The organism is Corynebacterium sp. HMSC22B11 (assembly GCF_001815965.1).
Lineage (GTDB): Bacteria > Actinomycetota > Actinomycetes > Mycobacteriales > Mycobacteriaceae > Corynebacterium.
In genome coordinates this window covers 80,557-102,114 of sequence record NZ_KV823475.1, presented here as the reverse complement: position 1 = coordinate 102,114, position 21,558 = coordinate 80,557, and the positions used below count along the sequence as shown (strand labels likewise).

General features: G+C 64.4%; 19 protein-coding genes, 1 tRNA gene and 1 pseudogene. 9 read left to right on the top strand and 12 right to left on the bottom strand.

Going from position 1 to position 21,558, the window contains the following annotated elements; all coding sequences use genetic code 11:
• Positions 1 to 48 precede the first annotated feature (48 nt).
• Complete coding sequence (locus HMPREF3088_RS02145) at positions 49 to 1,185, bottom strand: isocitrate/isopropylmalate family dehydrogenase (RefSeq protein WP_070758119.1); 1,137 nt, start codon at positions 1,183 to 1,185, stop codon at positions 49 to 51.
• Positions 1,186 to 1,294: 109 nt separating this feature from the next.
• Between HMPREF3088_RS02145 and HMPREF3088_RS02140 the strand changes: the two genes are divergently transcribed.
• Positions 1,295 to 2,326 carry a DUF368 domain-containing protein gene (locus HMPREF3088_RS02140; protein WP_070758117.1) on the top strand — a complete coding sequence of 344 codons (1,032 nt, stop codon included), beginning with the start codon at positions 1,295 to 1,297 and terminating at the stop codon, positions 2,324 to 2,326.
• Positions 2,327 to 2,486: 160 nt separating this feature from the next.
• Here HMPREF3088_RS02140 and polA read toward each other — a convergent pair whose 3' ends face one another.
• Positions 2,487 to 5,126, bottom strand: coding sequence for a DNA polymerase I (polA, locus tag HMPREF3088_RS02135; RefSeq protein ID WP_070758116.1), 2,640 nt, complete (start codon positions 5,124 to 5,126; stop codon positions 2,487 to 2,489).
• Between the two features lie 69 nt (positions 5,127 to 5,195).
• On the opposite strand from polA, the gene HMPREF3088_RS02130 reads away from it, so the two are divergent.
• Positions 5,196 to 5,269 (top strand) — tRNA-Leu (locus tag HMPREF3088_RS02130).
• 216 nt (positions 5,270 to 5,485) lie between these two features.
• Here the strand turns inward: HMPREF3088_RS02130 and HMPREF3088_RS02125 are convergent.
• From HMPREF3088_RS02125 to HMPREF3088_RS02105, 5 genes are all read right to left on the bottom strand, one after another.
• On the bottom strand, positions 5,486 to 6,283 hold the full coding sequence (locus HMPREF3088_RS02125) for a metal ABC transporter permease (RefSeq protein WP_070758114.1): 798 nt from the start codon (positions 6,281 to 6,283) through the stop codon (positions 5,486 to 5,488).
• Positions 6,276 to 7,112: a metal ABC transporter permease gene (locus tag HMPREF3088_RS02120; RefSeq protein WP_070758112.1), complete on the bottom strand. Its 837-nt coding sequence runs from the start codon at positions 7,110 to 7,112 to the stop codon at positions 6,276 to 6,278. The genes HMPREF3088_RS02125 and HMPREF3088_RS02120 overlap by 8 nt, the downstream gene beginning before the upstream one ends.
• Positions 7,102 to 7,782 carry a metal ABC transporter ATP-binding protein gene (locus HMPREF3088_RS02115; protein ID WP_070758110.1) on the bottom strand — a complete coding sequence of 227 codons (681 nt, stop codon included), beginning with the start codon at positions 7,780 to 7,782 and terminating at the stop codon, positions 7,102 to 7,104. The genes HMPREF3088_RS02120 and HMPREF3088_RS02115 overlap by 11 nt, the downstream gene beginning before the upstream one ends.
• Complete coding sequence (locus HMPREF3088_RS02110; RefSeq protein ID WP_070758108.1) at positions 7,782 to 8,912, bottom strand: metal ABC transporter substrate-binding protein; 1,131 nt, start codon at positions 8,910 to 8,912, stop codon at positions 7,782 to 7,784. Before HMPREF3088_RS02110 ends, HMPREF3088_RS02115 begins: the two co-directional genes overlap by 1 nt.
• A gap of 224 nt (positions 8,913 to 9,136) precedes the next feature.
• Entirely contained in the window at positions 9,137 to 10,135 is a 999-nt protein-coding gene (locus HMPREF3088_RS02105) for an NADP-dependent oxidoreductase (protein ID WP_070758106.1), read from the bottom strand.
• Between the two features lie 231 nt (positions 10,136 to 10,366).
• Between HMPREF3088_RS02105 and HMPREF3088_RS02100 the strand changes: the two genes are divergently transcribed.
• The 3 genes and pseudogenes from HMPREF3088_RS02100 (at position 10,367) to HMPREF3088_RS02090 (ending at position 12,910) form a co-directional block, all read left to right on the top strand.
• Positions 10,367 to 10,687, top strand: a complete 321-nt coding sequence (locus HMPREF3088_RS02100; RefSeq protein WP_012360397.1) for a ferrous iron transport protein A — start codon at positions 10,367 to 10,369, stop codon at positions 10,685 to 10,687.
• 15 nt (positions 10,688 to 10,702) lie between these two features.
• A pseudogene (gene feoB, locus HMPREF3088_RS02095) lies at positions 10,703 to 12,638 on the top strand (ferrous iron transport protein B).
• On the top strand, positions 12,635 to 12,910 hold the full coding sequence (locus HMPREF3088_RS02090) for a MarR family transcriptional regulator (protein WP_210401471.1): 276 nt from the start codon (positions 12,635 to 12,637) through the stop codon (positions 12,908 to 12,910). The pseudogene feoB and the gene HMPREF3088_RS02090 overlap by 4 nt, the downstream one beginning before the upstream one ends.
• Here the strand turns inward: HMPREF3088_RS02090 and HMPREF3088_RS02085 are convergent.
• The 4 genes from HMPREF3088_RS02085 to HMPREF3088_RS02070 are packed head-to-tail and all read right to left on the bottom strand — an operon-like array spanning position 12,907 to position 16,831.
• Complete coding sequence (locus HMPREF3088_RS02085) at positions 12,907 to 13,668, bottom strand: sulfite exporter TauE/SafE family protein (RefSeq protein ID WP_070758104.1); 762 nt, start codon at positions 13,666 to 13,668, stop codon at positions 12,907 to 12,909. The genes HMPREF3088_RS02090 and HMPREF3088_RS02085 overlap by 4 nt on opposite strands.
• Positions 13,669 to 13,689: 21 nt before the next feature.
• Positions 13,690 to 15,066 (bottom strand): glycosyltransferase 87 family protein, encoded by a 1,377-nt coding sequence (locus HMPREF3088_RS02080; RefSeq protein WP_070758102.1) that lies wholly within the window; start codon positions 15,064 to 15,066, stop codon positions 13,690 to 13,692.
• On the bottom strand, positions 15,063 to 16,301 hold the full coding sequence (locus tag HMPREF3088_RS02075) for a glutaminase (protein WP_070758100.1): 1,239 nt from the start codon (positions 16,299 to 16,301) through the stop codon (positions 15,063 to 15,065). Before HMPREF3088_RS02075 ends, HMPREF3088_RS02080 begins: the two co-directional genes overlap by 4 nt.
• Entirely contained in the window at positions 16,298 to 16,831 is a 534-nt protein-coding gene (locus HMPREF3088_RS02070) for a methylated-DNA--[protein]-cysteine S-methyltransferase (RefSeq protein WP_246818000.1), read from the bottom strand. The genes HMPREF3088_RS02075 and HMPREF3088_RS02070 overlap by 4 nt, the downstream gene beginning before the upstream one ends.
• 47 nt (positions 16,832 to 16,878) lie before the next feature.
• On the opposite strand from HMPREF3088_RS02070, the gene HMPREF3088_RS02065 reads away from it, so the two are divergent.
• The 3 genes from HMPREF3088_RS02065 to HMPREF3088_RS02055 are packed head-to-tail and all read left to right on the top strand — an operon-like array spanning position 16,879 to position 19,611.
• Positions 16,879 to 17,886, top strand: a complete 1,008-nt coding sequence (locus tag HMPREF3088_RS02065; protein WP_070758096.1) for an ABC transporter substrate-binding protein — start codon at positions 16,879 to 16,881, stop codon at positions 17,884 to 17,886.
• A 19-nt stretch (positions 17,887 to 17,905) separates the two neighbouring features.
• Positions 17,906 to 18,850 (top strand): amino acid ABC transporter permease, encoded by a 945-nt coding sequence (locus HMPREF3088_RS02060; RefSeq protein ID WP_070758191.1) that lies wholly within the window; start codon positions 17,906 to 17,908, stop codon positions 18,848 to 18,850.
• Positions 18,847 to 19,611, top strand: a complete 765-nt coding sequence (locus HMPREF3088_RS02055) for an amino acid ABC transporter ATP-binding protein (RefSeq protein ID WP_070758094.1) — start codon at positions 18,847 to 18,849, stop codon at positions 19,609 to 19,611. Before HMPREF3088_RS02060 ends, HMPREF3088_RS02055 begins: the two co-directional genes overlap by 4 nt.
• A 126-nt stretch (positions 19,612 to 19,737) precedes the next feature.
• Here HMPREF3088_RS02055 and HMPREF3088_RS02050 read toward each other — a convergent pair whose 3' ends face one another.
• Positions 19,738 to 20,118, bottom strand: coding sequence for a hypothetical protein (locus HMPREF3088_RS02050; protein WP_070758092.1), 381 nt, complete (start codon positions 20,116 to 20,118; stop codon positions 19,738 to 19,740).
• Between the two features lie 49 nt (positions 20,119 to 20,167).
• Between HMPREF3088_RS02050 and HMPREF3088_RS02045 the strand changes: the two genes are divergently transcribed.
• Positions 20,168 to 21,526 carry a DUF4921 family protein gene (locus HMPREF3088_RS02045; RefSeq protein ID WP_070758090.1) on the top strand — a complete coding sequence of 453 codons (1,359 nt, stop codon included), beginning with the start codon at positions 20,168 to 20,170 and terminating at the stop codon, positions 21,524 to 21,526.
• The last annotated feature ends 32 nt before the right edge of the window (positions 21,527 to 21,558 follow it).

The window sequence follows — 21,558 nt, the reverse complement described above, 5'->3', positions numbered from 1 at the left end:
AAATGGACAGGGTCAAACTGCGCCTTTCGACGCGTAACGTACTGAAGGTTACACGAGAGGCTTTAGCTGCACAAACACCTGTTTTGCAAACTCCTCGGTCGTGGCGGGACGGGACGCACCTTCCACCCCACCCGCCACAGCAGGCTCATCTGCCACAGGCGTTGCGGTCTCGGGGTCTGCTGCGGCAGCCTCTCGGACCAGATCCGCGGTCGGCGCCTTGACCACGGCCTCGCGTACCGCGCCTTCCAGAAGCTCCGCAGCTTGCGGATAACCCAAGGAGTCGAGCATCTGCGCGGCGGAGTTCATGATGCCCGCCGGGTTGGCGATCCCCTGGCCCGCGATATCCGGGGCGGAACCGTGCGCGGCCTGGGCCATGACCTGCGACTCGCTGGCATTGATGCTGCCCGCGATCCCCAGCGAACCACCCAGCCCGCCGGCGAGGTCGCTCAAGATATCGCCGAACATGTTCTCCGCCACGATCGTGGCGTAGCGCTGCGGGCGGGTCACCAGCTCCGCGCACAGGGCGTCGATATGAACGGGCTGAACCTCGACCCCAAACTCTTCCGCGCAGGCCTGCGCCTCGGCGACGTAGCGCCCCGAAGTCTCGGTCAGCACGTTGGACTTGTGCGCCACCGTGAGCACCCCGTCGCGGGCGGCGGCGATGGCGGCGGCGCGACGGACGATGCGGCGGATCTTGGTCTGGGTGAAAACGCCGATCGCGAGGGAGACTTCACCGTTGACCGTGATATCGCCGCTGCCCATCAGCATGTTGCGGTCGGCGTACATACCCTCGGTATTCTCCCGGACGATCACCACGTCCAGGTCCGGGTGCACCGCCCCTGGCACGCCACGCACCGGGCGAATATTTGCCCACAGGTCCGCCTGCTTGCGCAGATGGGCTGAGGGATTGAGCTGACCGGCCGCGCTCGCTGGATAGGACACATTGTCATGGGGCCCCAAGATCCAGCCGTCCAAGCCAGTGATGGTCTCCCACGTCTCTTCCGGCACGACTCTTCCGGTGGCGTCGATCGCCTCGCGACCCAGCAGCAGCGGCACGAACTCCGGTGTCGCTTCCCCACTGGCCTGTAGCGCAAGTTCCACCGCCTGCACCGTCGGGGCGACGATCTCCGGGCCGATGCCCTCGCCCTGCCATACTCCGAGACGACAAGTTTCTGTGTTTGCCATGCCCTCCACCCTAGGGCTCGCAGACCGGCCGAGCACAGGGTGTTCACATTATTTTTGCCTGCTGCCCGAACCCGACGTCCTGAAATAAACCCAGCGTGCCTGGTGTCTTTTGCAAGGATTCGGCCGTAAAGTACCACGGGTGACTGATTACTCTTCGCACTCCGCAGCATCGGAGCAATCCCCGGCCGGTACGGCTGGCAGCTCCAGCGGCGTGAGCTTTGACAAGACCAAGCCCTCCGCACTCACGATCATCCTCAACGCGATTCGCGGCGGCCTGATTGGCCTGGCCGAACTCGTGCCAGGTGTGTCCGGCGGCACGATCGCACTGGTGACCGGCGTGTACGAGCGCGTGATCTATAACGCCAATGTCTTCCTCGACGGGGTGAAGGCCCTGCCGAAGGACCGAACGAAGGCGGGCCAACGCTTCCGCGACGTGGACTGGTGGCTGCTGATCCCGATGCTCATCGGCATGGGACTGATCGTGGTCCTCATGGCGGGGCCTATGAAGGACTTCGTCACCAACCAGCCAGTCGCAGCGCGTGCACTATTCCTCGGCATGGTGATGGTCTCTATCGCCGTGCCACTGCTGATGATCGACTGGAAGAGCTCTTCGGCGAGCTGGGCGAAGGTGCTGCCGGTGATGGGCATCTTCGCGGTGCTGACGTTCTGGGCCACCGGGTTCACCAGCAGCACGCAGCGTGAACCACACCTGATCATCGTGTTCCTCGCTGCAGCGGTCGCGATCTGTGCGCTGGTGCTGCCCGGCGTGTCAGGCTCCTTCTTCCTGCTGGCCGTCGGCCTTTACGAGGCCACGCTCGGTGCGGTGGACGAGCGCAACTTCATCTACCTGGGTGTGTTCGCCCTCGGCGCGCTGACGGGCATCGTGGTCTTCGTCCGCCTGCTGGAGAAGATGCTCAACGAGCACCGCACCGTCACGCTGGCTGCGATGGCCGGTCTGCTGTTGGGAAGCCTGCGTGCGCTGTGGCCGTGGCAGGACGACGCCGCTGGTCTGCTCGCCCCGGGCGAGAACATCGGTGGCGCCATTGTTCTATTCGTGCTGGGGGCAGCGATCGTAGCTGCGATGGTTATCGCGGAACGGCGCTTCGGGGGCGACAACGCCGAGGCCACCGTAACGTCCTAGAAGGCGTCTGCAACAAGGCGAGAAACCCCACGGTGAATGATTGAACTGATCACCGTGGGGTTTCGCCATTGCTGTGGGGGTAGCGCCACACGCACGGGGTGGTGCCACAAGCACGTCGCGGTGGCGCTGTGGCGGCGCTGATACAACGCTGTGGCGAAGGCTAGTGCCCGGCGAGATCCCAGTTCTCGCCGTGGCCTGCGGAGACATCCAGGGGGACCCGCAGGCTGGCTGCCGAATCCATGTTCTCCTCCAGAAGCTGCTGGATCTGCTCGAGCTCACCGGGCGCGATCTCCAGCACGAGCTCATCGTGGACCTGCAGCAGCACCCGGGACTTCAGATTCGCATTGCGCAGCGCGCGATCCACCCGCAGCATCGCGAGCTTGATGATGTCCGCAGCCGTACCCTGAATCGGCGCATTGAGGGCGGCGCGCTCGGCATTCTCCCGAGCCACCCGGTTCGAGCTGGCCAGCTCAGGCAGATAGCGGCGGCGACCGTAGAGCGTCTCCGTGTAACCGGTTTCCTTCGCCGCCTCGACGACCTTATCCAGGTAGCGCTTCACGCCGCCGAAACGGTCGAAGTAGTTCTCCATGATCCCCTTGGCCTCGCCCGGGCTGATGCCCAGCTGCTGGCTGAGCCCGAAGGCGGAGAGCCCGTAGACCAGGCCATAGCTGAGAGCCTTGACGCGACGGCGCAGCTCCGGGGTGACCTCGTCCACGGGGACGTCGAACACTCGGGAGCCGACGTAGTTGTGCAGGTCCTCCCCCGCCCGGTAGGCCTCGATCAGACCTGCGTCCTCGGAAAGGTGCGCCATGACGCGCATCTCGATCTGCGAGTAGTCGGCGGTCAGCAGCGTCTCGTAGCCCTCTCCGACGCGGAACGCGGAACGGATCTTGCGGCCCGCTTCCGTGCGCACGGGGATGTTCTGCAGGTTCGGTTCCGAGGACGATAGTCGGCCGGTCGCCGCTCCCTTCTGGTTGAAGGTAGTGCGGATGCGGCCGTCGCCGTCGATGGCGTTGATGAGACCGTCGATGGTGCTCTTCATCTTCTGGTACTCACGGTGCGCCATGAGGTGGTTGAGGAACGGGTGTTCGGTCTGCTGCTGCAGCTTCTCCAGCTCCGCGGCGGCCGTGGAGTACCCGGTCTTCGTCTTCTTGGTCTTCGGCAGGCCAAAGTCCTCGAAAAGTACCTTCTGCAGCTGCTTGGGGCTGGAGAGGTTGAGCTGATCGTCCTCGGCGAGTTCGCGGGCGGCGGTGACCTCGTCGGCGATCTGGGCTTGGTATTCGGCGGCGAGCTCCTCGAGGGCGGCCTTATCCACCTCGATGCCGTGGGCCTCCATCTCCGCCAGGATGTGGGTCAGGGGCACCTCCATGGAGAAGTAGAGCTCGGCCTGGCCGGCTTCCGTGAGCTCCTGGTTCATGATCCCGACCAGCTCGCGGACCGCCTGGGCACGCTCCAGGCTGCCCGAGTTTTCGGGCAGGTCGCGGCCCGCGTGGCGCTGTAGCACGTCTCCCAGCGACCAGCTGCGCAGGTCCGGGCGGACGAGGTAGGCGGCCACGGAGGTGTCATGCTCCACCCCGTCGAGGGCGAAGCCTTGCTGGCGCAGTGCGTGGAAGCTCTGCTTGGAATCGTGGAACCACTTCGGCGCGCCACGGTCGGCCAGCCAGGTGCGCAGCACCTGCTCGTCCTTCGCATCCAGGGCGGCGAGGTCAAGCTTTAGGCCTTTATTTTCGGCACTCAGCAGCCCGAGTGTCTCGCCCTCGATGTCCACGGCGAGAGCCTCGGCGACGGCGTCGCGCCCCTCCTGGTAGGCGGCGTTCTTCTTCAGCCAGTTGGCGAGTTTGCCGGGGGCCAGATCTTCCTCGGTGATGGGGATGCTCGCGGTGTCCTCGAACTCCACCCCGAGGGTGCGGAAGGTGCGGTTGCGCAGCGTGGTGCCGAACTGCAGCTTCTCGAAGATCGCCAGGGCGTCGTTCGGATCGATCTCCGCCGGCTTCAGTGTGTCCAGGCTGTCCACCATGTCCAGATCCCGGACCATCTCTGTGATCTTCCGGGCCAGCTGGATGTCGGCGACATAGGCGCGCAGGTTCTCGCCCACCTTGCCGCGGATGTCGTCCATGTTATCGATGACGCCGTCCAGGGAACCGTACTTCTGGATCCACTTCTGGGCGGTCTTCGGGCCCACGCCCGGCACGCCCGGCATGTTGTCCGAGGTATCGCCGCGGAGTGCCGCGAGATCCGGGTACTGCTTCGGGGTCACGCCGTACTTCTCTTCCACGGCCTCCGGGGTGAACCGGTGGAGTTCGGAGACCCCGCGCAGGGTGTAGAGGACGGTGACGTCGTCCTCGACGAGTTGCAGGGAGTCACGGTCACCGGTGCAGATGAGGGTGTTCATGCCCGCGTCGTGGCCCTGGGTGGCCAGTGAGGCGATGATGTCGTCCGCCTCGTAGCTCTCCTTATCCAGGGTGGTGATGCCGAGGGCCTTCAGGGTCTCGCGGATCAGCTCGATCTGGCCCTTGAATTCCGGCGGTGTGGATGGGCGCTGCGCCTTGTACTCGGGGAATTCCGCCTCTCGGAAGGTCGGGCCCGAAAGGTCGAAGGCGGCGGCGATGTGGGTGGGCTTTTCCTGTTCCACCAGGCCCAGGAACATCCCCAGGAATCCGTAGACGGCGTTGGTGTGCTGCCCGCCGGTCGTCGAGAAGTTCGCCGCCGGGAGGGCGTAGAACGCCCGGAAGGCAAGGGAATGCCCGTCGAGGAGGAGCAGGGTTTCTTCAGAGTTACCACCGGTTGTCATGCCCGCCATCCTACTGAACCGCACCCCGCCCGCTGTTTTGTGCCCACCTGGGCGCTGCCGTATGCTTTGACCTATTGCGCCCCCGTAGCCCAATTGGCAGAGGCAACGGATTCAAAACCCGTCCAGTGTGAGTTCGAGTCTCACCGGGGGCACGTTTTAACCCCGCTGCGACCAGCATTAACGCCAGGTCGCAGCGGGGTTCTTCTTTTTATCTACCGTGCTGATTCAGTCTGTTTTGGCCTGTTGTGGCCTCAAGTGGAGCCAAAATGGAGCCACATTGCAGCGAGAAGCGGCGAGCGGGTTGCTGCGTGAATTACCCGACCCCGCCCATTGTTAAGAGCACTACTGCTGAGACGAGGCCAGGGTGGTTAGCGGAACAGCTTCAACAGCAGATATCCGACACCTGCACTCACCCCGATGCAGCCGCCAACCGAAAGATCCGCCCAGACACCAACACCTAGGCCGACGAGTCCCATCGCAACCCCAACCAGTGGCGCGGCGATGAGGAGGGTTCGAGTATTGGAGCACACTCCCACCAAGCCGGCGGCGGGCGCCACGAGCAGAGCGATCGAAAGGATCGTCCCGACGGCAGGGATGAGCGCCACCAGGGTAGCCACAATAAGCGCACTGATGATCCCTTGCGCAAACCTTCGATTGTGAGACACCCCGAATGCTTCAGGGTCGAAGGCGAAGAACACCAGCTTCCGCCAGCCACCCCACAGGATGAACAGAGTGACTGCGAGCAGCCCGAGGGAAATTCCGATGTCCACCCAATCAACGTTGAGCACGCTACCAACCAGGAAGCTCTCGACCTTGACGGGCAGTGGTGCGAAAAACTTGTTGAGGAAATACCCCAGCGCGAATCCGGACGTCAGCACGATGCCGGCAGCGGCAGAGGGCGTTCCAAATTTCGAGAGTCCGAACAGGGCTCCGATGGGGATGCACATGAGTAATGCGCCGAGGAAAAGCAACGCCGAGATCCCCGCGAAGTTCAGACCGAGGGCAGCAGCCACGACCACTCCGAGGACTGCCCCGGGGAAGGTGGCGTGGGTGATGGCTTCGGCGAAGAAGACCTGCCTATTGAGCACAGCGAACACACCCACCAGCCCGGCGAGCATTCCGACGGCGATGACCTCGATGATGGGGAGCAGAAGAATATCAAGCATCACGGCCCACCCCCACCTTCAGCCACCGCACCCCAAGGGCCAAGAAGTAGAAGCCGACGGCGGTGAGTGCGACCACTGCCTGCGGGGACACCGGCCCCAGTGGGACGAGGGCGAGGCCCACCACCCCACTCATGCAGCCGATGAGCACCGAGATCGGAACCATCGTGCGCACCCTCGTGGCCACTAACCGGGCTGCCGCACCGGGCACGATGAGGTAGCCAACCACCAGGAGTACTCCGACCGCACTGGCTGAAGACACGACGATGGCCGCAACAGCCACGTTGATCGCAATGTCAATGACCCACAAGTTGATTCCGCTGGCGGCCGCCGCGACGCGGTCGAAGGCAACAAAGACTTGCCGCCGCCACGTCACCGCGATCACCACGAGCGCTACGGCGCACACCAGCAGCGCGCTGTTGAGTCGGGAATCCGTGACCTCGAGGAGCCGGCCGAACATCAGCGCCTCCAATTGCCCCGATTGGTCACCCTTCTTCAGGGAAAGCACCACCCCTAGGGAAAAGAAGCTGGTGAGCACCACGGCCACCCCTGGTTCGGATAGCCGCGAGCGGGACACCACCGCCAGGAGCACAGCCACCACCAGAGCCAGCGCCGAGGCAGCCGGAATGATCATGTCGATCCCGCCGAACACTGCACCGGCGACGATGCCGGGGAAGATCGAATGCACCATCGCCTCAGCGTTGAACTCGAGGCTGCGCAGATTCACGATCACCCCCACCAGGCCGGAGACCAGTCCCAGTGCGAGCAGCAGCACCAGCGGGCGAAACATGAAGGGCGATACCCCCAGCGCGAGTGCCAGATCAACCCACATACAGCGGCACCACCTCGGCACTCGGCCCGAAGATCGGCTGCTCAGCAACGATGAGGGTGCAGTCACAGGCCCGTTCTGCCAGGACGAGATCGTGGGTAGAGGCGATGATCGCGGTGCCTTCTTCCTTCAGCTCTTCTAACAGGTCCAGCAGCATCTCTCGGTTCTGGGAGTCCAGTCCGTTGAATGGTTCATCGAGCAGAATGAGTTCGGTGCGCGCAACGACGGCTCGGGCAAGCAGAACCCGCTGCTGTTGCCCACCGGAGAGGCTGCCAAAGCGCACGTGCGCACGTTCCGCGAGTCCGACCTTTTCCAGGGCCTGGTAGACGCGCTTCTTCTTCCCTCCCAGCGGTTGGAAGGGACGAAGTTCCCGGAGCACGCCCATCGCGACGACGTCGAAGGCAGTGACGGGGAAGCTACGATCCAGGTCGGCGACCTGGGGCACGTAGGACAGGCGGGTGGCGTTGACGTCCAACTTCCCACCGACAAGGCGTACCGCCCCCAGAATGCCGCGCAGCACGGTGGTCTTCCCGGAGCCGTTCGCCCCGATCAGCGCGAGCCCCTGACCAGCGTGGAGCCGGGCGTCGAGGTGCTGGACGACGGGCGGGCCACCGTAACTGAACGCGGCGTCCGAAAGCTCAACGATGGGCTGTCCGGAAGATGGAGTGGGCATTACTTCAGGCTCTCAGGAAGGTCGGCGAGCTTGCCATCCCAGGCCTCCACGAGGGTGGTGACGTTGTGAATGATCGAGGAAATGTAGGTCTCGCCAGCGGAGCCTGCGGGGCCCAGGGAGTCACCGTAGAGGGCATCGTCGCCGACGACCGCCTTCACGCCGGCTGCCTTGGCGATGGCTTCGATGGACTTCGAGTTATTGGAATTCTCCGCGAACAGGGCGGTAGCTCCGGACTTCCGCACGGTCTCAGCTGCCTTGCGAATGTGGTCGGCGGTGGCGTCCTGCTGGTCGCTGAAGTCGGAGAGCGCGGCGCCGATGAAGTCGATACCGTACTCCTTGGAGAGGTAGCCGAATGCATCGTGGCTGGTGAACAGGATCGGGTCCTTCACCGTCGCGAAGGACTCGCGTGTCCACTCGTCCAGGTCGTCGAGCTTATCCTGGTAGCTCTTCACACCCTCGGAGATCGCCTTCTTCATCGCTTCGTCGCCGCGCTCATCGGCAATCTTCTCCAGCGCGTAGCCGATGTTCGCCACCTGGACCTTCGCGTTCTTCGGGGAGGTCCAGACGTGCGGGTCGTAGGTGAACTCCGGCTCCTCGCCTGGTTCCTCCGGTGGGAATGGCCAGGGCGCGACGTCCACCTGCTCGATCCCGCGGTCGATCTTGTAGTCACCGTTGTCGGCGTCCTCGATCTGCTTCGGCTTCTCCTTCACGTCAGAAGCGGTGAGCACGCCGGTGGTGACCAGCATGTTGCCCTTGAATCCGGAGGATTCGATCGCGTTGGAGAGGAAGTGTTCCAAGTCGACGCCGTTGACGAGCAGGAGTTCTGCTTCCGAGGTCGCCTTGAGCTGCTCGTGGGTCATCTCGAGCTCGTGAGCGCTCGCATTGGGCGCCAGCAGGCAGGTGAGATCAACCTCGGAGAGGTCCATCTGCTTGACGTAATCGCAAATCTGGGTGGTAGACGCGACGACCTTGATCTGGTCATCGCTGCCGGACGGCTCGCCTTCACTGCTGCAGGCCACCAGGCTGGCGCCAGCAAGAGCGAGCCCGATGCCTGCGGTTAGCGCACGCGCGAATGGGCGGCGGAGGCGCGCGGCTGGGCTTTCGGCGGAGGGTGTTGAAGCTGGGGACATGGGTATGAGTTCCTTCCCGACGAGGTTTTGGCTCCCTGTCACCAGGCAGCCACATCTAAGCAAGGTAACCCTAAGTCGATCGCAAAGAGTTAGTCAAACCCCCAGTATAATGGCACTGTTTTCCATTAATGCTATCTCCGCTGCTGCGCCCACTCCACCGTTCCGAACCCCAAGCGACGGACTCCGCCCTCGCAGGGGGTATCGCAGCTTCGCCCCTCCTACCGCTACATTTGCACGACCATCTTCCCGGTATTGCCACCGGTGAACAGCTCCAGGAAAGCCCCAGGCATAGCCTCAATGCCATGACGGGTCGTGACGTCGTACCGAACCTGTCCGCTGGCGATCAGTGGCGCCATCCGCTCCCGGAACTCCCCTGCTACGTCGAGGTACTGCCCCAGCACAAAGCCACGCAGGGTGAGACACTTGCCGATCGCCAACGCAAGGTTTCGCGGCGCGGTCGGCGGCTGTGTGTCGTTGTATTGGGCAATCGCACCACACATCGCAACACGGCCGAAGGTATTCATGCGAGCAATGGCTGCCTCCAGGTGATCGCCGCCGACGTTATCGAAGTAGACGTCGATCCCCTCGGGCGCGGCCTGGCGCAGCTGCCCCGCGAGGTCGCCCTCCCGGTAGTTGATGGCCGCGTCGAAACCGAGCTCCTTGAGTCGGGCAACCTTTTCCTCGCTGCCTGCCGATCCGATCACGCGGGAAGCGCCCAGGTGGCGGGCGAACTGCCCCACCGCAGACCCCACGGCACCGGCCGCACCGGAGACGAAAACCACGTCCCCTTCCTTGATCTCCGCGATGCGGGTCAGCCCCACGTAGGCGGTCAGTCCGGTGAGGCCAAGGATGCCGAGATAGGCCGCCGCTGGGGCGACATTCAGATCGACTGGCTTAGCCTGCCCCTCATCGACGATGGCGATATCCTGCCAGCCCAGCGGATGGGAAACGGTATCGCCGACCTGGAATTTCTCCGACCGGGTCTCGCGGACCACCCCCACTGCCCCGCCGGTCATCGGCTTGTTGAGCTCGAAGGGCGGGATGTAGGACTTCACGTCGTTCATCCGGCCGCGCATGTACGGATCGACCGTATTGACGGTGTTCTCGACGAGGATCTGCCCCTCGGCCAGGGCTGGGAGCTCGACCTGCTCGAGGCGGAAGTTCTCCATCGTCGGGGTTCCTGCCGGTCGGGAGGCGAGAACCCATTGCTTCGCGGTAACCATGGCACGTTGTCCTCTCTGTTGATTTTCGTGACGCCCACGGTACTCGCCCGAGAGATTTCACCGCTGCCCCCTGAATCCATCTCCTTTCGGTATTGCCCACACACATAAATGAGCGCTAAGGTTAGCCTTAGTAAAGATCACTTAGGGTTGACTAAGTCGCTAGGCCATCTCATGGATGATCAGCGACGAACGGCCCCCACGCTTCCCGATCAGAACCGAGGCTACCTACCCATGAAGCTCCTCCCCATCGCCAGAAAGCCCCGCGCAGCAGCATGCCAGGACAGCCCTTGCGGATCTGGCTCCTGCCTACGCGGCGACCAGGTACCCGCCGACACCTGCGCGCTCCTGCCCGAGTGCTGCCTACAGCGTGTCATCGCTCAGCAACCCGCGCTCGCTACTCGCTTACTCGAACTGGGATTCCGCCCGGGCACGAAAATCCGGGTGGGTGGCACGGTGGCTGGTGGTGCCCGCGTGGTCACCATCGGCAATGCCCACTACGCAGTGGATCATCACACCCTGCGCCAGCTGGACGTCGTCATCACTGCGGCATAAAGGATCGAAAAGAGAATGACGAAGGATCACAGCACCCCGGTGAGCTGCCACGGCGCCCCAGCAATGGCGGTAGCTGCTGCAGGTTCGCCGGTCATCACGCTAGTGGGCGCCCCCAACTCCGGTAAGTCCACCCTCTTCAACGCGCTGACCGGCGCGAAAGTGCAGACCGGAAACTGGCCCGGCACCTCCGTGGAGATCAGCCGGGGCCTCTGGCACATCGGTGACACCCCCATCGACCTGATCGACTTGCCCGGCGCGTACTCCCTGGACCCGCTGAGCCCGGACGAGGCCTTCACCCGTGAGATGTTGGTGGACTGCCCGGCCGATGAACGCCCCGACGTGGTCGTCGTCCTGATCGACGCGACTGCTCCGGCGCGTGGGCTGAACCTGGCTTTTCAGGTTGCTGAGCACCCATACCGTGTGGTGCTGGCGGTGACCAAACAGGATGTCGCCGCTGACCAGGGCATTCACATTGACCTTGAGTCACTGGCTAAAGCGGTGGGGATGCCGGTGGTTGCTGTGAATGGGCGCCGGCGGGAGAATCTCGGCGGCCTGCGGGATGCCGTCACGCGAGCACTAGCGACTGAGCCCGCGGTGGTGCGTCCGGATACCGACCTGGAGCGCCGTTTCGCGGATCTGGATGCGGCGGAGAAAGCTGCGGTGCAGCGTGCGGAGGTAGGGCCGAGCATCAGTGAGCGGATCGACCGGGTGGCTTTGCACCCTGTGCTGGGCCCCGTTCTGTTCCTTGCTGTGATGTGGGCAGTCTTCATGATCACCACAAAGGTGGCCGCACCGCTGCAGGACGGCCTGGAGGGCTTCATTATGGGCCCGGTCTCCGATGCCGCCCGGTCCGGATTGGAAGCCGTCGGCGCGGCTCACTGGTTGGTCACCGGCCTGCTGGTTGATGGGCTGATCGGCGGGGTGGGCATGGTGCTGACCTTCGCCCCGCTGATGGCGCTGATGTTTCTGTGCCTGGCCGTACTGGAGGACTCCGGCTATATGGCTCGTGCCGCGGTGGTGACTGACCGGGTGATGCGGGCGATCGGGCTGCCGGGCAAGGCCTTCATCCCGATCGTGGTGGGTTATGGCTGTAATGTGCCGGCAATCTCCGCCACTCGTGTGCTGGGGGATGTGCGCCACCGGATCTTGACGTGTCTATTGATTCCCTTCACGTCCTGCTCTGCGCGCTTGGTTGTTTTCATGATGCTGGCTCAGGTCTTCTTCCCGGCTCACGCGGGCTCAGCCGTGTTCGCAATGTATGTTCTTTCCATTTTGTTGGTCATTGTGTGCGGTCTTGCGCTACGGCACACGCTGTGGCGGTCAATGCCCTCGGAGGCGCTGGTAATTGACCTTCCGACGTATCAGCTGCCCACCTTCCGCCTTTCTCTATCGGTGATGTGGACCCGGTTGAAGGGATTCCTGCAGACCGCGGGGGGGCATCATCGTCGCGACGGTGGTTGTCATTTGGCTGCTGATGTCCATCCCAGTAAGCGGCCAGCCATTCACCGAGGAGGGGCCGACCCCGCAGGATTCCGCATATGGGCTGGTCTCCGAGGCCATGGCCCCCGCGTTCGCCCCAGCCGGATTTGGTTCCTGGTCGCTGACGGGTCCGCTGGTAACGGGCTTCGTGGCCAAAGAGGCGCTGATCTCCACGTGGGCGCAGACCTACGCGGTGGAGGACGTCACCGACGCTGATCCGGAGACGCAGGCGGATTCTCCGCTGGCGCGCAACATCCGTGCGGACTTCGATGAGGCCTCGGGTGGGCACGGGCTGGCTGCGGTCTGGGCCTATATGGTGTTCCTCCTGGCCTATACCCCGTGCGTGGCGACGATCGCTGCCCAACGCCGCGAGATCGGCTGGAAATGGACGCTGCTCGGCTTCGGGCTTCAGCTGGCGGTCGCGTGGTTGCTGGCTGTAGGAACCTTCCAAGTGTTGAAGGTGTTCCTATGACGCCGATGACGCCACAAGCCAAGGTCGCAGAGGCTATCACCCGCGGGGTGACCCGGCCGGTGGACATCGCGCTGGAAACGGGTCTGGGGCAGGGCACCGTTGAGGTGATCATGACGCACATGGAACGCAGTGCGCAGCTAGTGCGGGAGCCCATTGGGGGATGCCCGAGCACCGGCTGCGACCGCTGCCCGCAATCCAGGGTCTGTTCGGGGGCGTCGGGGAGCCGCGGGCCAGTGTTGCTCAAGCTGAGCTCTCCCCCGCCGCACGACTAGCCGCCAAAGGTCTGCATCGCCCCGCGAAGCATCACAACGCCTGCCCCCAGTGTCGCCATGATCAACGAGAGCTTGTGGGCGCGTTCGAGCGAAATGTAGCGGGAAAGTTTCGAGCCCGTGGCGATGCCGACCACCAGGGCTACGAGGCACAGCGGCCAGAGCACGACGGGTGCTGTGGCGAAGATCGACTGCTCAGCACCCAGTTCCTTAAACAGCAGCGAGAGAGCCCCGGAAACGAAGAACAGCGGCTGCAGCGTGGCGGCGAAGGTGCGAGTCGGCCACCGTGAGACCTGGGCGTAGACCGTGATCGCAGGCCCGGCGATACCCGCCAAGGTGTTCATGAAACCGCCGGCCACCCCAGCCGCGACGGCGTATTGGGGCCCATCAACCCTCGCGCGCTCCGGTAGCCGCGAGGTCACCAGTAGGGCGAGGAGCACCAGGGCACCGACGATCATCTGGAGCGGCCCCAGTGGCGTATTGTGCACCACCCAGGTGCCAGGCAGCGCCCCGAGCGCCATGACGGGTCCAATGAGCCAGAATTTCCGCCAGTCGATGTTCTCCCACACGGAGGCGGATTGCATGACGGCGTTGACGGTTGCGACCACGTTGATGACGAGCACTCCCGCCACGGGGCCTGCGACCAACGCCACAACGGGCGCGCCGAGTAGCCCCAGCCCCATCCCGGAGATCCGCTGCATCATCGCGCCGACGAAGATCGCCGCGAGGATGCACACGAAAGCCACGACGGTCAGTTCCATGTGTAGGCAGTCTACTGCCAGCTAGGACGTCGCCACCTCAGCACCCGGGGCCCCAGCGCCCGGGGCCTCAGCGCTCGGCGTTCCTGTATCCGGTGTCTCACTGCCCGGCGCGGCGGCCCGCTCCCCTTCAGTAACGCTGGGCTCGCTCTCCTCACCCCGGTGCGCACGCGCCATGACGACCGGCCACCAGAGCACGACCGCGGCCAGCACCAGCAGCACCATGCCCCACAGCACATAACCCATGGCCAAGGGTCCGGGCCAGCGCACCTGGTGCCACAGCCCCATCGCCGGGGCGATATGGCGGGTGATGAAAGGTACCGCGCACACCCCCACTGCCAGAATCGCCAGCAACGTCCCCCACCACCGGGGCACCCATGTGATCACCTGGTCAGCCACGCAGAGCAGCACCGGTACCACCCAGACCCAATGGTGCATCCAGGAAAACGGCGAGACCATCACCAAGGCCACACCGGCAAACCCCAGCTCAGCGGTGCGGTGATCCTGCTTGTGCGCCTGCCACAGCACGGCGATAGTCACGCCGAGGATGAGTACGCAGCCCAGCGCCCAGAAGAGCTTGCTCTCCGTGTGGAAGGAGCGCTCCAGCACCACTCCCAGAGACTGGGCGCCGGGGTTGATCGCCTCACCAACCCGTGAGGAGTCGAGCATCTTCTCGGCCCAGTACATGCCGGCGTCCTTGACAAAGAGAAAACCGATGCCCACCGTCACGAAGAAAGCGGCGACCGAGCGGGCGAGCGCCCACCACTGGCGTCGGACGATGAACACCAGCCAGAAGAACGCGGGCACCAGCTTGATTCCCGCCGCGATCCCCGTCGCAATCCCGATATCGCTGCGCCACCGATTGGCTGGGGACCGCAGCACGTCCGCTGCTACCAATGCCATGAGCAGCAGGTTGATCTGGCCGAAGAAGAAGCCCTCGCGGATCGGGACGAGCGCGAAACTCGCGATGCCGAGCAGGGTGGCAAATCCCACTGTCGCCCCGCTCACGCGGTAGCCACGCTCGGCAATGATCGCCACGAGGATGATGAGCAACAGCAAGAAGGCACCGAACTGCCACAACACTGCCCCCGCCACTGCGGGGACGTGCGAGAATGCGCTAAACAACCACGCCGAGAACGGTGGATAGGTAAAAGGCAGCTTGCCCACGAGCCCGCCGGTGTAGACGTCCTGACCCTGCTGCACCAGTGCTCCGCCTCGTCGGTAGACGATGAAGTCGATGGGAACGCGGAACAGGGAGGCTTTCGAGCTGAGCATCTGCTGGCTGAGCTCGGTTCGCGCCACGACGAAAATCGCGGCGATGACGGCGAGGTAGGCCCACGGCTTACCGGGCACGCGCTTGGACTGGTGTTGCACGGGCTGGGCCGTGGGCTGCGGAGTCATGACAATTCAGGGAAAAGCTTTCGGGGGTCTTTGAGGATAACGTTGCGGCCCGCGGTGCGCAGGCCCTGGAAGCCCTGGACGACCATGCGTCGGCCAATGTCATTAACCGAAGCGACCTCGGAGAGATCGAACACCACCCGGTCGGCGAGTTTTTCTTCTTGAAGAATAGTACGCCACGCGTTCTCCGCAGCCGCAAAATCAATGATTCCTTGGAGTTCAATAGTAGTGGTGCGGCCCTCCGGCCCATCCTCGCGGGTGATGATGTCGCGCACCGCCGTGTCGCCGCGCTGGCGCAGGCCCATCAGGTGCAGGCTCATGTCTTCCGAGAGGCGGTGGAAAGTTTTTACACCGCGCACCGAATTGCCCGTCTTATCCAATCGCGGCGAGAACGTGGCCAGCCCCATCACTCCGGGCAGCGTGCCCATAATGCCGCCCGAAACACCGGACTTCGCGGGGATGCCGACCACGGACATCCACCGGCCCGCGAGGTTGTACATCCCGGCAGAAGACATCACCGCCTGCACCTGTCGGGAGACCAGCGAGGAGACCACGCGCTTGCCCGTCAGCGGCTGGATTCCCCCGCTCGCCAACGTCGCGGCCATCACCGCCAGATCCCGCACCGTGACCTTGACGGAGCACTGCTGGGTATAGCTCTCCACCGCGTCGTGGGCCATGTCCTCGATGATCCCGTGGCTGCGGAGCATGTGCGCAATGGAGAGGTTACGGTCCGCAACCTCCAGCTCGGAGTTGCAGACGACGTAGTCGATCTCCAGGCCCCGGCCCGCCAGCTCGCTCAGGAACTGCCGGATCACCTCGGTGCGCTCCTCGACAGTGGAGTCCTCGCCGTTGATGAGCTGGTTGACCGCGATGGCGCCCGCGTTGATCATCGGGTTCATTGGCCGGTTGCTGCCCGGGTCGAGGCTGAGCTCGTTGAAGGCCTCACCCGAGGGCTCCATGCCCACTGTGGCGCGCACCTTCTTCAGCCCCCGCTCCTGGATCGCCGCGGCATAGACGAAGGGCTTGGACGCGGACTGGATCGTGAACTCCAGCTCGTCGTCCCCTTCGTTGAGACCCGCGCTATAGACGGCGCCGTCGGTGGTGGCCAGCGCGACCGCGAACGGCTCCGGGTCGGCGGTCGCCAGCTCCGGGATGTAGTCCGCGACCTCGCCACCGTCGAAGTCCTTCAGGTCCTCCAGGATTTCCTGCAGGTACCCATGCACCATGTGGCGTTTCATAGTCTTACTCCTTCGCGGGTCAATAATTCGATCTTGCGCTCCAGGCCACCACCGAAACCTGTGAGGGACCCGTCGGCCCCCACCACGCGGTGGCACGGCACGAGAATGCTGATGGGATTGCGGCCCACGGCCTGGCCCACCGGCCGTGCCGCCTTCGGCCGCCCAATGCTACGCGCTACCTCCTGATAACTACGCGTCTGCCCCACCGGAATGCGCCGCAGCTCCTGCCACACAGCCTGCTGCATCGCGGTACCAGACGGAGCCAGCGGCAGGTCCCGGGCCTCGTCCAGGGCCGCAACGTCGCCGTCGAAGAAGCGGGCCAGAATGCTCGCAGCACTCCCAAGAACCGCATCGGACGCAGCAGGGACCTTCCTGACCCCGGTGAGATCCGGAATCCTGTTCGGCTGATCGAACCAACAACCAACCAGATTCTCCCCCTCCGCAATGAGCCAGAGCCTGCCCACCGGGGAATCCAGAACCGCGTAACGGCGACCCGCATCGGCCCCGCGGGAAGAAAAGCTGGCATCCATAGCATCCGATATTAAAGGCCAGCTGGCCATCCGTTAATATTGCCCGCATGAACAATCACCCGAAACACCGGTCTGCTGTGGCGGCGATCCTCGCCACGGCGACCCTCGTCCTCACCGGGTGCGTGACGAATGAAGAGCTCGGCAACCCCGATGGCTGGGAGGAGATCCTTCCCCCGGCCAAACCGGAACTAGTCGACATGGTGCCCCAGAAGTTCCAGGACAAGGGCACCCTGTCGGCAGCAGCGAACACCCCGTACGCCCCCAATGAGTTCAAGGACTCGCAGGGCAAGATCATCGGATTCGAGATGGATCTGGTTCGGGCGGCTGGTTCGAAGCTGGGCCTCGACGTGGTTCCGCGCCAGATGGACTTCAACCTCATCCTGCCCGCGGTCTCCGCCGGCACCATCGACGTCGGCGCCTCCGCCTTCACCGACACCGAGGAGCGCCAAAAGACCTACGACTTCGTGGACTTCTTCAGCGCCGGTATCGCCTGGGCAACCCAGCCGGGCCGGGAGAACAGCATTGACCCGGACAACGCCTGCGGCTTGACCGTCGCGGTGCAGAAGGGCACCTACTCGGACACGGACGAGGTCGAGGAGAAGAGCCAGGCTTGCATCGAGGATGGGAAGCCAGCGATCGACAAGCTGGTCTACCCCACCGCCGACGCCGCCGCGACCGCCACGATCCTCAAGCGTGCCGACGCCTATAGCTCGGATTCCTCCGTCATCGCCTACGCCATTCAGCGCTCGGAGGACAAGCTCGTCCAGGTCGGCGAAGCCTTCGATACCGCCCCATTCGGCTGGGCCTTCCCGAAGGGCTCCGAACTGGGCCACGCCTTCGCCGCGGCCCTGCAGGACATGATGGACGATGGCACCTATGAGAAGATCCTCGAGCCCTGGGGCCTGGAGGAAGGCGCCCTAGACGAGGTGACCTTCAACCTGAAGCCACTGCCCCAGGCCCGCCAGCGACACAACCAGCTGCCCGCCGCCACCGGCCACCGTAAGCGCCGGGGCACCAACCGCACGATGAACAGGAGGCGCCGTGAGCACCGCTAACAACAGCTCCCGGACAACCGTGATTTCCGACGAGCCACGCCGCCGGCCGTCGTCCAACAAGGCCGTCCCGCTGCGCCACCCCGGCCGCTGGATCACCGCCGCCGTGCTCGTTATCCTGCTGGCGTGGTTCGTCATCAGCGCCGCAGGCAACGAGGCCTATGGCTGGGACACCTACCGGCAGTACATCTTCGACACCCGCATCGCCGTCGCCGCAGGCCACACCATCCTGCTGACGGTGCTGGCCATGATCCTCGGCGTGGTGCTGGGCTCCATCATCGCCGTGCTGCGCATGTCCCCCAACGGCGTGCTGCGCGGTGTGTCCTGGCTGTTCCTGTGGGTCTTCCGTGGCACCCCGGTTTACGTGCAGCTGATGTTCTGGGGCCTGCTGGGCTCGATCTACCAGGTCGTCAACATCGGCATCGCGGAGATCGACATGCAGGACTTCCTGTCCAACATGTTCTGGCTCGCCGTCATCGGCCTGGGCCTCAACGAGGCCGCCTACATGGCCGAGATCGTCCGCGCGGGCATCCAGGCCGTCCCAGAAGGCCAGTCCGAGGCCTCCAAGGCACTCGGCATGACCTGGTGGCAGAACATGCGCCGCACCGTGCTGCCCCAGGCGATGCGCATCATCATCCCGCCGACCGGCAATGAGCTGATCAGCATGCTGAAGACGACCTCCCTGGTCATCGTGGTGCCGTACTCCGGCGAGCTCTTCGGCAAGGCGACGGACATCTCCAACAGCATCTTCCAGCCGGTCCCGCTGCTGCTCGTGGCGGCCAGCTGGTACCTGGTGATCACCAGCGTGCTGATGGTGGGCCAGCACTACCTGGAGCGCTACTTCTCGCGCGGGTCCTCCCGCCAGCTGACTTCCCGCCAGCTCGCCGCCTTCACCGATGCGGAAGGCGTGCCGCCGCGCAATATTTCCATCAAGGACGACGACAGCGTTACGGAGAATGATCGATGAACGTCCCCATGATTGCTTTCCGCGATGTGTGGAAGAACTACGGCCGCCTCGACGTGCTCAAGGGCATCGACCTTGAGATCCCTAAGGGGTCGGTGACCTGCCTGATCGGACCCTCGGGATCCGGTAAGTCCACGCTGTTGCGTTGCGTCAACCACCTGGAGAAGGTCACCGCTGGCCGGATCGAGGTCGATGGCGAGCTCATCGGCTACCAGGAAAAAAACGGCACCCTGTACGAGATCTCGGAAGCAGCGGCAGCCAAGCAGCGCCGCGGCATCGGGATGGTCTTCCAACACTTCAACCTCTTCCCCCACCGCACGGTGCTCGAGAACATCATCGAGGCTCCGGTGCTGGTCAACGGCGAGGACAAGGAAACCGCCACCGGTTACGCCATGACCCTGTTGGAGCAGGTCGGGCTGGCCAACAAGCGGGACGCGTACCCGGTGCAGCTCTCCGGTGGTCAGCAGCAGCGCGTGGCCATCGCGCGCGCCCTGGCGATGCGCCCGAAGTTGATGCTCTTCGACGAGCCAACCTCCGCCCTGGACCCGGAGCTCGTCGGCGAGGTGCTGGGCGTCATGCGCTCCCTGGCTGACGACGGGATGACGATGCTGGTCGTCACCCACGAGATGGGTTTTGCCCGCGAGGTCGCCGACGAGGTGGCCTTCATGGACGGCGGCGTGATCGTGGAGAAGGGCCCTGCCGAGGACCTCATCAATAACCCCCAGCACCCCCGCACCCAGGAGTTCCTCTCCAGCCTGCTCTAGGAGCTAGAGGCTTCGCTAGGCACGAGCGCTCATTCGCTTTCGGGGTGTGCTCCCCGCGGGTGAGCGCTCTAGCCTTCTTGGGCGACGGGGTGAGCGCTCCAAACATGGTTTTCTACAGCCTGGCCGCTACGGGGCGACCTCGAGGTGCCACGGCACCCGCGGGGTGCCCGGGTCGTCCTTCACCTCGCGCAGCAGCGGCTCGGCGGGCTCATCCTCAATCACGGTGAGCAGGTGTGCGAACTGCATCGCCAGCCCGGAAATCGACCCGCCCTCGTAGTTCGCGACGGCGACGTCCAGGGTGGTTCCCGTGGTCGGGTCGTCCTCCGAGGTCTCACCGAAAAGTTCCACCCAGGTGGTCTCCAGCTCAGGGTCCGGGGTCAGGCCGGTCTTCACCGCCAGTTCCGCGTCGAGGCGGGGCCCGAAAGAGTCGATGAGGGTGCGGAAATCCTGCTCGATCTCGTCGCGCTGGGCAGCGGTGGACAAGATCCTAAAACTAATCTTTGGCATGCGCCCAAGTATGGCAGCTTTGCTGATTGATTAGCTAGGATCGGCAGGTGTGATTGCTAATTCAGGACGCATCCCGGCCCCGGTTCCCCCGCTGACGACGCTCCCCGACGGGACGATCAAGCAGGTCAATCCTTTCTCCGGCACCGAGGTGTGGACTGTCCCCGGCCGTGGTCACCGCCCCATGGAGCCCTATCAGCTGGCCAAGGAGCCCATCGCTGACCGCGACCGGGCCAGCGACTTCGGCATCGCCCGCAAGCTCGACACTCCCCCGGAAAAGGCCCGCATGGTCCGGGACATCAACGGCGAAGTGCGCATCGACCGCGGCGTCGTCGCCAGCAAGCTGGAGGACAGCGAACCGCTCTTCCGTCGCGTGGCGAACCTCTACGAGATCCTCACCTACGACTACTGGGCGCTGAACTACGGCTACCGCATGAACCCCGCCGCAGCGAAGCACATGACCGACTACCTCAGAGAGGAAGCCGGCTGCGAGCACGTCGAAAACATCCTGCGCGTCAAACTCGCCGCGGCAGGCACCCCGAAGGCGGAGATCGACGAGCTGTTCACCGAGGAGCGCCGCTACCAAACGCTCCACGAGATGGGTGCGGCACTCTTCGCCGGCGGCCACGACGTCGTCATCGCGCGCGACCACTACGTCCCCGGGGCGAAGACAACGGACCAGCTGGCGTCCTCCGGCGAGATGAGCTGGGAGGACCACCGCCTGTTCATCGAGTTCACGGTCGACGGGATGGACCAGCTCTACCGCGCGAACCGTTACGTCCGCTACGTCGCGGCCTTCCAGAACTGGCTGGAGCCCTCTGGTGCGACGATGGAGCACCTGCACAAGCAGCTCGTGGCTATTGACGAGCACGGGCTGCAGAACGACTGGGAGATCTCCCTGGTCCGCAACAACCCGAATATGTACAACGAGTGGGCCGTGGACTACGCCGCCCGCCACAACCTCGTCTTCGCCGAAAACGAGCACGCCATCGCCTTCGCCGGCTTCGGGCACCGCTGGCCGACCCTGGAGGTCTTCTCCAAGTCCGCCACCACCGAGCCGTGGCTGATGACGCCCGAGGAGCGCGCCGGTGTCGCCGACCTGGTGCACGCCTGCCACATCGCCAGTGGCCCCTCGATCCCGTGCAACGAGGAGTGGTTGCACCGGCCGATGGACGTGGACGTGCCGATGCCGTGGCGCATCGTCATTAAGTGGCGTGTGTCCACCCTCGCGGGCTTCGAGGGCGGCACGAAGATCTACATCAACACCATCACCCCGCAGGAGCTTTGCGAACTGGTGCTTCACCGCCTGGAAGCCGCACAGGCCGCGGGGCGCCTGGCGCCGGGAATCAAGCTCGGCGAGGACATCGAGCACGCCCCCAACAAGCTGAAGTACAACCCGGCGATCCGCTAGCAGCGGGCAGCACCGCTACCTCGCAGGTGCCG

Coding starts and splice junctions, on each gene's coding strand:
- HMPREF3088_RS02075 (WP_070758100.1), bottom strand. CDS start 16,301: ATGAAACGCCACATGGTGCATGGGTACCTGCAGGAAATCCTGGAGGAC.
- HMPREF3088_RS02050 (WP_070758092.1), bottom strand. CDS start 20,118: ATGCCAAAGATTAGTTTTAGGATCTTGTCCACCGCTGCCCAGCGCGAC.
- polA (WP_070758116.1), bottom strand. CDS start 5,126: ATGGCGGGCATGACAACCGGTGGTAACTCTGAAGAAACCCTGCTCCTC.
- HMPREF3088_RS02105 (WP_070758106.1), bottom strand. CDS start 10,135: ATGGTTACCGCGAAGCAATGGGTTCTCGCCTCCCGACCGGCAGGAACC.
- HMPREF3088_RS02085 (WP_070758104.1), bottom strand. CDS start 13,668: ATGGAACTGACCGTCGTGGCTTTCGTGTGCATCCTCGCGGCGATCTTC.
- HMPREF3088_RS02080 (WP_070758102.1), bottom strand. CDS start 15,066: ATGACTCCGCAGCCCACGGCCCAGCCCGTGCAACACCAGTCCAAGCGC.
- HMPREF3088_RS02090 (WP_210401471.1), top strand. CDS start 12,635: ATGACGCCGATGACGCCACAAGCCAAGGTCGCAGAGGCTATCACCCGC.
- HMPREF3088_RS02110 (WP_070758108.1), bottom strand. CDS start 8,912: ATGTCCCCAGCTTCAACACCCTCCGCCGAAAGCCCAGCCGCGCGCCTC.
- HMPREF3088_RS02065 (WP_070758096.1), top strand. CDS start 16,879: ATGAACAATCACCCGAAACACCGGTCTGCTGTGGCGGCGATCCTCGCC.
- HMPREF3088_RS02125 (WP_070758114.1), bottom strand. CDS start 6,283: ATGCTTGATATTCTTCTGCTCCCCATCATCGAGGTCATCGCCGTCGGA.
- HMPREF3088_RS02055 (WP_070758094.1), top strand. CDS start 18,847: ATGAACGTCCCCATGATTGCTTTCCGCGATGTGTGGAAGAACTACGGC.
- HMPREF3088_RS02100 (WP_012360397.1), top strand. CDS start 10,367: ATGAAGCTCCTCCCCATCGCCAGAAAGCCCCGCGCAGCAGCATGCCAG.
- HMPREF3088_RS02120 (WP_070758112.1), bottom strand. CDS start 7,112: ATGTGGGTTGATCTGGCACTCGCGCTGGGGGTATCGCCCTTCATGTTT.
- HMPREF3088_RS02115 (WP_070758110.1), bottom strand. CDS start 7,782: ATGCCCACTCCATCTTCCGGACAGCCCATCGTTGAGCTTTCGGACGCC.
- HMPREF3088_RS02145 (WP_070758119.1), bottom strand. CDS start 1,185: ATGGCAAACACAGAAACTTGTCGTCTCGGAGTATGGCAGGGCGAGGGC.
- HMPREF3088_RS02070 (WP_246818000.1), bottom strand. CDS start 16,831: ATGGATGCCAGCTTTTCTTCCCGCGGGGCCGATGCGGGTCGCCGTTAC.